Below are 8358 nucleotides of genomic sequence, written 5' to 3' on the forward strand. Positions count from 1 at the left end.
ATACGCCCTCCTTTACAGAAACGCCAAGACGGCGATGTTGACGAAGCCTGCGACGAATGCCACGGCCCAGGACGACTTCAGCAGCAGCTGCCACTTCACACGCGCGAAGTTGTTGTCGATCCAGATTTCCAAGAAGTACACCACTGCAATAACCACGAGCGCGATCAGGAAAGAAATCGGGTTTCCCCAAATGAAGAACAGGCCCGTCCAACCCAGGAACAACACGTTCTCGCACCAGTGCATGACCTCGACCTTAGCCAGGGTCTTGCCGCTCATCTCGGTGGTGATGCCCTTGACGATGTCTTGGTGGGCATGGTGGGAATACGACAGATCGAAGGGCGACTTGCGCAGCTTGATGGTGAGGATGAACAGGAAGCCCAGGAACACCAGCCAGATATTCGTGATGACAGGCGCGTCAAGCGACAACACACCGGCGGAGTTGAACGTGCCAGCCGCCATATAGAACGCCACTGCCATGAACAACACCATCGGCTCGTATGCCATGACCTGCAGCGTCTCGCGGTTCGCGCCGATCTCGGCGTAGGGGCTGCGCGTGGAATACGCGGCCACGATGAAGAACAGCGCCGAGAGCGTAATCACAAACACGCTCATGAGCAGGTTGCCACCCGAGTAGAAGATGCCGCCTGCAAGCAGGGTGAACACCAGCGCACAGGTGATGTAGGTGCCTTCGGTGGAGTTGACGGACACGTTGTCCTTCTCCAAGAGCTTGCGCACGTCGTAGTACGGCTGCAAAAGCGGAGGCCCCACGCGGCCCTGCATGCGTGCCGTGATCTTGCGGTCGATACCGGCCAGCAGGCAGCCGAGGACGGGTGCCACGATGGCGAAAACAAGGGTGCCGATGAGAGCGAAAAGCAAAGACATGTCAGATCACACCCTTTCCTAGAACAGTCCCGGCAGTGCCACGGCAGCAGCCGCGAACGCCACGATGATGGCAACAGAGCAGATGATGGTGCCTACCGGCGCGATGCGCTTCTCCCCGAAGATGCCTTCGAGATACCAGTTGCGCGCGGTTGCGGTGGTCTCGCCTGACAGCGAGTTCTTGTAGGTGCGCTCGGCGTTGTCGAGCCCGACGCCCGCAAGGTAGATGTCCGCCTTCTTGGCCTTGTTGCGGCCAAGCCCCGCGAACAGCACGATGGCAACGAGCGCCGCCGCAATGGAAGCGATCCACAGGTTCGTCGAGGCAATGTCCTGGCCGAGCGTGCCGAACACGCTGTACACATAGGGCTCGACGATGATCCAGGAGATGATGGGCAGGCACACGCAGCCAACAACGACGAGCACGGCCATGAGCATGATGGATGCCCATTCGCTCTTATGCACGGTTGTCTCAACGTTCTCAGGCTGGCCGGCGATACCGGAGAGCTTACCCAGCCACTTGGCCCAGAACATGAACGTAGCGGCCGAGCCGAACGCCAGCAGCAGGATAAGCGCCACTTGGCCAGTATCCACGAACGACACGAGCGTGGCCCACTTCGCCACCAGCATGCCGAAAGGCGCGATGAACATGCACATGATGCCCAGCATCATGAAGCGCGCCAGGCGCGGCATGCGCTCGAACAAGAGGTCCATGTCCTCGATGTCGCGGCTGCCGATATGATGCTCGGCCGTGCCCACGCACAAGAACAGCAGGGACTTCGCAATAGCATGGAACAGAATGAGGAAGGCGGCAGCCCAAACGGCCTCGGGAGTACCCACGCCCGCGCAGGCCGCGATCAGGCCCAGGTTCGCGATAGTGGAGTACGCGAGCACGCGCTTGGCGTTCGTTTGCGAGATGGCCATGAACGAGCACAGCGTGAACGTGATGCCGCCCACAAGGATGACCATGAGCGAGGGAACCGGGCACACCAGGAAGATAGGCGCCAGCTTCACCAGCAAAAAGACGCCGGCCTTCACCATCGTGGAGGAGTGCAACAGCGCCGAGGTGGGCGTCGGGGCAACCATAGCGCCCAGAAGCCACGTGTGGAACGGCATCTGCGCGGCCTTCGTGAGGCCCGCGAACGCAAGCGCCGTCGCCGGCAGCACCACGAGCATCGGGTTTTGCACGCCGAACTGCAAAAACTCCAAAAGCGACAGCGTGCCTATCTGAATGGCGCATACATATAGCGCCACGAGGAAGCCGATACCGCCCAAAAGGTTCATGATGATCTGGCGAAACGCATTTTTTATCGCCTCGTCGGTGCGCGTATAGGCGATCAGGAGGAATGAGCACACCGTGGTGACTTCCCAGCCCGTGAACATCCATACCATGTTGTTCGAGAAGACAATCAGGAACATGGCAGACAGGAACACGAACATGAGCGCGAAGAACACCGGGCGGCGATCTTTGGCACCCTCGGGCTCGTGCTTCTGGAAATCTTCCATGTAGCCGAGCGCATACACGCAGATACCCGAGCCGATAACGCCGATAATAAACGCCATGAGCAGCGACAGGGAGTCAAGATAAAGGGCCTGGGGTACCTCGACCCCATGCGCGAAGACGAACTCGAACACCAGCGCGCCCACGACTTGGACGACGGCGAGCACGAGCGCGCCTACATTCTTGTAGCGGATGCCGTAGTACACGATGGCAGCGCCAACAGCCAAGGTGACCGCGGAGCAGGCGTAGTCGACGACGGGCGACGAGAACTCAAACGAGATCCACGGCGCTCCCAGATAAGCGACCACCAGCCCGATGGATACCAAGCCGATGATGAGCGCCGAGGCGCCCACAATCACGTTTCTCGCCCGGTTGTTGCGTGCCACCAGCAACACAGCGGCAACAACCAGCGGGAAAAGGATTAAGAACCCGAGCATAGCCACGTAGCTTCCCCCTTTGCATAGAGTCGGAAAACGAGCGAACAAAAGCGGCCTGTGCCGCTGCCGCCACTTTAGCAAAGAAAAGCAAACCAGGCTTCTCATGGGCCAGGTTGAGGGGGATTTGCTCGGTAAAAGGGGCAAGCAGGCACCGCGCACCGCCGGAAGCGGCAGAAAAGCCCGGGCAGGCGGTCGCTTGGCTCCTACCGGGCTTTTTTGAAAATTGTGCATTTGAACAATTTCGGAGGATTGCGCCATGTCGCCCGTGGACAAAATAGGGCTTCGGGGCATTGCGTCACAACTCAGATGGGTTTGCGAAAATCTACGACCTGGCCTTTTATCCCGGACAGGAAGAAATCACCTTCGAAATCGCTGTTTTTTGCGACCCTGAAGCCCAATTTTGTCCATGATGCTTTCCATGATCTTTATAGCGAAGCGATCCCGCAATCGTACCTTGGTCGAAATCTCACGGCAACGAACGAGCTCGGAAGATCAAACGATCCTAGCGCTCCCCCGTTTCCAACTCGCCAACCTGCTGCGCGACCGCCCGCTGCTCCCCTAGCTCCAACTTCCTCAACCGCCTCCACTCAAATGCAAGGAACGTCAGCACGACCAGGATAGACGTGATATCCGAGATAGACGGGGCCAGAAACAGGCTTTGCAGCGGCGTGATGCCGAGCAGGCCTGGCAGTATATAAGGCGCGCTCAGCAACAGCGGGATGAAGAACAGTATCTGACGCGTCAGCGTGAGCACCGTGGCTTTGAATGCCTGACCGGTGGCATCGAAGTAGTTCGACCCGATCAGCGACACCGGGATGATCGGGATGAATACCAGGTAGGCCACGAGCGCCCATGCAGTTATGTCGAGGTACTCCGCCGGCAGACTGAACATATGCGAGTACATGTCGGGCAGGAACAGGACCGACAGCCACAGCGGCGTGGTGATAGCCACGCCCAGCACGATAGCCTGCCCGAGCGTGCGTTTCATGCGTCCGAAGTTCCGCGCACCGTAGTTGTAGCCGATGATGGGCTGCGCGCCCATGGCGATGCCCATGGAGGGCATGATGGTGAACAGGCCCACCGCCGAGAGCACGCGCATCACGGCAAGCGCTCCGTCCGAGCCGAGAGCGTCGTGCGCGCCGAAGCTCATCAGCAGGTTGTTCATGATCATGTTGGACACGGCGAATCCCAATTCCATCACTGCCGGCGCCACGCCCAGCGCGCAGATACGCAAGGCCACCTTGGCCTTGATGCCCAGCGACACGCGACGCAAGGGCATGGGTGACTTGCGCGCCAAGAAGAATTGCATGACGAATGCCGCCGACAGCGCCCACGAGCACACCGTTGCCAAGGCAGCACCGGTCATGCCGCCGTCCAACACCATGACGAACAGGTAGCCCAGCACCACGTTTGCTCCCGTGCCGATAAGCATAGAGCCCAGTGCCCGGTTCGGGTGCCCCGCGGTACGGATGAAGTTGTTCATGCCGAACGCGATGAACTGCAGGGGACAGCCCGCAACGATCACGATCATGAAAGCGTGTGCATGCGGCAACACCACGTCGTCTGCACCTGAGGCGCGCAGGATGGGATCGAGCGCTACGAGGCCCACGATCCACACGATGACGCCCGCCACCAGCAGCAACACGAAGCTGTTGCCCAGCACGCGCTCGGCCACGCGCTTCTTGCGTTCGCCCAGCTTGATGGCTGCGAGCGCGTTTCCGCCCACGCCCACCAGCATGGCTATGGCCACCATGAACGTCATGGCAGGGTTCGCCACCGTCGTGGCCGCCAAACCATCGGCACCTACCGCCGCACCCACGTACATCGCATCGATGACGTTGTAGAGCGTTTGTACCAGCACGCCCACCACCGCCGGGACAGAGAACTCCAGCAGAAGCTTCAGCGTACTGTCCGTGCCCATGCGCGTGATCTTGGCATCACCCGCACGCTGGTTCTCGGTGCGCTCGACCGGCACGGCGACTTCCAGGTCGCCGGTGTCGAGAGCGGGACGATGCTCGAAAGGCTTCTCGGCTGCTATCTGCTGCTCCCGCCCGCTTGGCGCGGACAGGGTTGCGTCGCTCATGGCCTCGAGCGCGTCCTGCGCCTGGCCCTCGGTCGCCGCTTGCGGCGCTTGCCCCGTTGCCAGCGTCTGCCGTGCGTTCGCATCCTTATTGTTTCCCTGTGCGGCCCGCGGCGCGTCTTGCGCCCGCTCCTGCCTGGGTTCCGTACCTTTCACGGACTCCGTCCTCTCCGTAGGCAACTCTTGCTCCACCTGCATGCAAGCGATCTGGAACGCACAATATACGCCGTTGCGTGCGCGGCGGCGGCACGTACCTCTGATCGCGGTATTATCCGGGTTGTCCCGGCAGACAGAACCCGAAGCCGGAACTTCCTGCTGAGCAGGGCTCGACGTCTTCAGGATTCGGGTCATCCCGAACGATGAGAAAGTATACGGGAGAGCACACCGCGAGACAAGGGGCATCTGCGCCGATGCCCCCGCTGCCTCCTCTTTCGTTGTTCGGCATGCAAGGCACACGCGTCGGCTGCATCCGAAGATATTCCGAATCCCTGTCAGGATATGGTTCGCTGGTTCGTATTGTAGGATGAAGCAGTATTGCGAGAGTCCGGCCACTGCAGAAGCCGACCCGATTCCACCGAAAGATAGAGCGCATATGGAAGAGCATTCCTACCAAGAGGAGACAGAGCGGTTGGTGAGAGCCTACTCCGATCTCGTCTTGCGGTTGAGCTACACCTACCTGAAGTCCACGCACGACGCGCAGGATATCTGTCAGACGGTCTTCCTCAAGCTTTTACGTGCGAAACCGGACTTCGACGGGCCGGTCCACGAGAAAGCCTGGATCATCCGCACCACGGCGAACGCCTGCAAGGACGCGTTGCGCGGCGGGTTTCGCCGCAAGACCGTGGGCCTGGATACAGCGGCCGAAGCAGCGGCACCATCGCCGCCCGAAAGCGGCGTGCTCGACGAGGTCATGGCCTTGCCGCCCAAGTACCGCGAGGCCATCTACCTGCACTATTTCGAAGGATACTCCGTAAGCGAGATAGCGGAACTCACCGGTCGCAGCATTGCCGCCGTAAGTGCGCATTTGAGCCGAGGGCGCGCAAAGCTGCGTACGGTTTTGAAAGGAGTCTATGGTGAGCGGGGAATATAAAGAAGCCATGAGTCAGTTGAAGTTCTCCGAAGAAGCAAAGACACGTATGGCACGCGATTTGGCGGAGGCCCGGGAGACTACGACGCGCGATACGCGGCAGGAACAAAGGACTGCGTCTGGGCAAGGTGCCTCGGATACGAAAAGCGCCTCACCGTGCCACCGGAGTCCTATGCGCCAAACCTGGCGTGTGGCTGCGGCCTGCGGGTTGGCCGCAGCGTTCGTGGTGGCTCTCGGAGGCGCTGCTTACGCCACCGGGGCGCTGCGCGGCGTGACGGCGGCGTTCGACGACGTGTTCGGCGGGCCGCCAGCACAAACCGAGATTGTCGAGAAGATCGGGCGACCCATCGGGGCGTCGGCCTCCGCCGACGGCATCACTGTCACCGCCGACTCCATCATCGGCGACAAGTTCAACTACGTCATCGTATACAACGTGGAGAAGGACGACGGCACGCCCTTCGATGTAGAGCCGCTTGAGAACGGATACCTGCCACTTTTCTTCGAAGGGGCGGTAGCGGCCGCCTACGAATCGCAGGGAGGCGGAGGAAGCGGCTATTTCTTCGATGCGGTACCGGGGGACAACGCCATACAGTACGTTTCGCAATGCATGGCAAACATGGCAGAGGGCGATACCATCATCGGTAAAACCCTGCATGTGGACTTCGGCAAGCTGGTCATGCATAGCGGCGAAGGCGACCCCGAAACCGTCTCAAACGGCTCGTGGAAAATGAAGTTCGTGGTGAATTACGAAGACACATCGAAGAGCATCAACGTAAACAAGCCCTGCGTTGTTTCGAACATGAAAGCGAGCATCGATCAAGTTACGCTCTCGCCCATAGCCATCAACGTAAGCTACACCGTCAAGGGCACGCCCAGCATAGAGCAACAGGAATCAGGCCGGATGTCCGATCACAACGAAAGCGAGTACGACCGATTCGCAAAACTTCCCCTCGTGCTGAACATGAAAGACGGGTCACACGTCGAGCTTGTGCAGCTATACATGAGCGAAGGCCTCTCCCAGGAAGGGGATCTGTCGCGCTGCCGAAAGTCAGTAATGTTCGACCAGTTCCTCAATCTTGACGATGTACGGTCCGTCACCGTGGGCGACGTAGAGATCACCTGTTCATAGCTCCTTTTCTACCAGACAGATCAAGCACCGCGCGGAAGGCCCCGTCTTTTGAGCGGCGCGATTTCCCCTACCGGCAGTCCAGGTACTCGAGGAAGCGCTTCGTAGCCAGCGAGGCGCCTTCCTTGCTTCTTAGCGCCAAGCCAATGGTGCGGAAGGCCGGCTCGGCAAGGGGGCGCACCGCGATACGGTACGGCACGCGCTTCAAGATGAGCTCGGGAAGAATGCCCACGCCCAAGCCGCACTCGACCATGGCCATGATGGCATAGTCGTCCCACGTGGTGAAGTGCACATCCGGACGCAGGCCGGCGTGGTCGAACACATCGGAAACCACGGTGTTGTCGCCCTTCCGCAGCAGCAAGAACGGATCGTCGCACAGCGCCTCGGCAGGTATGCGCTCGCGTGCAGCAAGGGGATGGTCCTCAGGTACCACGGCCATGAGCTCGTCGCGGCCCGCCAGCAGCACCTCCAAATCGGGATGCGTCGGCAGCTGCAGGAAGCCGCAGTCCACGCGCCCGTCGAGCAGCCACGACTCGATCTCGGAATAGTCGCCCATCACCAGCTCGTAGTCGATGTTCGGGTAGTCCTCCCGAAACGCGCGAATGATGTTCGGCAGCCAGTGCGTGGCCACGCTTGAGAACGTGCCGATGCGAATGAGCCCTGACTGCATGCCCGCCAGGTCGTCCACCTGCATCTGCAGCTTATCGTACTCGGCGCATACGCTCTGCGCGAACGGCAGCAACCGCGAGCCCTCGGAGGTAAGGCTCACGCCCGCACGACTGCGCGCCAGAAGCGACACCTTCCAGTCGCGCTCGAGGTCGGCAATCATGCGGCTCACGCCCGACTGCGAGTACGACAGCGCCTCGGCCGCCTTCGTGAAGCTTCCGCACTCAACCGTCTTGACGAACGCCTGGTACTTCTGGATGTTCGCGTCCACTTCCCCACCTTCCCCAGCTCCCACGCAGCTGCTTGGTCTGCATGCAAATTTATCATCGACTCCATGATAAACATTCGCTTTTGCAATTAACAGCAACATGGGAAACTAGCGCGGCAAAATTCCCGAAATTCCAACGTCAGAAGAAGAGGGCGAAAACAGAAGAGAAAGTCGAGCGCGTCCGTGAGAAGAGCCTACACCAAATACCTTGCAGCGCTGCTTTTGTTCGCAGCAACATGAACGCCTGAGGCCTGTTCTGCGGTGGTATGTCCCCATTACAGTAGTAATCAACCCAAAACCATAGCTCATATGACCGA

The 8358-nt window shown here is 60.0% G+C and carries 6 protein-coding genes; 2 read left to right on the top strand and 4 right to left on the bottom strand.

All coding sequences use genetic code 11. The features are described from left to right. Positions 1-12: 12 nt before the first annotated feature. From RR842_RS04435 to RR842_RS04445, 3 genes are all read right to left on the bottom strand, one after another. Positions 13-882 (bottom strand): complex I subunit 1 family protein, encoded by an 870-nt coding sequence (locus tag RR842_RS04435; RefSeq protein WP_332514626.1) that lies wholly within the window; start codon positions 880-882, stop codon positions 13-15. Positions 883-900: 18 nt separating this feature from the next. Next, a complete protein-coding gene (locus RR842_RS04440; RefSeq protein ID WP_332514628.1) occupies positions 901-2814 on the bottom strand; it encodes a proton-conducting transporter membrane subunit in 1914 nt (637 codons plus the stop codon). Positions 2815-3316: 502 nt separating this feature from the next. After that, complete coding sequence (locus RR842_RS04445) at positions 3317-5050, bottom strand: MATE family efflux transporter (protein WP_332729091.1); 1734 nt, start codon at positions 5048-5050, stop codon at positions 3317-3319. 436 nt (positions 5051-5486) lie between these two features. Between RR842_RS04445 and RR842_RS04450 the strand changes: the two genes are divergently transcribed. After that, on the top strand, positions 5487-5984 hold the full coding sequence (locus RR842_RS04450; RefSeq protein WP_332729093.1) for a sigma-70 family RNA polymerase sigma factor: 498 nt from the start codon (positions 5487-5489) through the stop codon (positions 5982-5984). Positions 5985-6153: 169 nt separating this feature from the next. Continuing rightward, positions 6154-7110: a DUF4179 domain-containing protein gene (locus RR842_RS04455; RefSeq protein ID WP_332729094.1), complete on the top strand. Its 957-nt coding sequence runs from the start codon at positions 6154-6156 to the stop codon at positions 7108-7110. A 67-nt stretch (positions 7111-7177) separates the two neighbouring features. On the opposite strand, the gene RR842_RS04460 is transcribed toward RR842_RS04455, so the two are convergent. Beyond that, entirely contained in the window at positions 7178-8068 is an 891-nt protein-coding gene (locus RR842_RS04460; RefSeq protein ID WP_332514798.1) for a LysR family transcriptional regulator, read from the bottom strand. Positions 8069-8358 lie beyond the last annotated feature (290 nt).

The organism is Gordonibacter sp. (genome assembly GCF_036667095.1).
Lineage (GTDB): Bacteria > Actinomycetota > Coriobacteriia > Coriobacteriales > Eggerthellaceae > Gordonibacter.

Coding starts and splice junctions, on each gene's coding strand:
- RR842_RS04455 (WP_332729094.1), top strand. CDS start 6,154: ATGCGCCAAACCTGGCGTGTGGCTGCGGCCTGCGGGTTGGCCGCAGCG.
- RR842_RS04450 (WP_332729093.1), top strand. CDS start 5,487: ATGGAAGAGCATTCCTACCAAGAGGAGACAGAGCGGTTGGTGAGAGCC.
- RR842_RS04435 (WP_332514626.1), bottom strand. CDS start 882: ATGTCTTTGCTTTTCGCTCTCATCGGCACCCTTGTTTTCGCCATCGTG.
- RR842_RS04440 (WP_332514628.1), bottom strand. CDS start 2,814: ATGCTCGGGTTCTTAATCCTTTTCCCGCTGGTTGTTGCCGCTGTGTTG.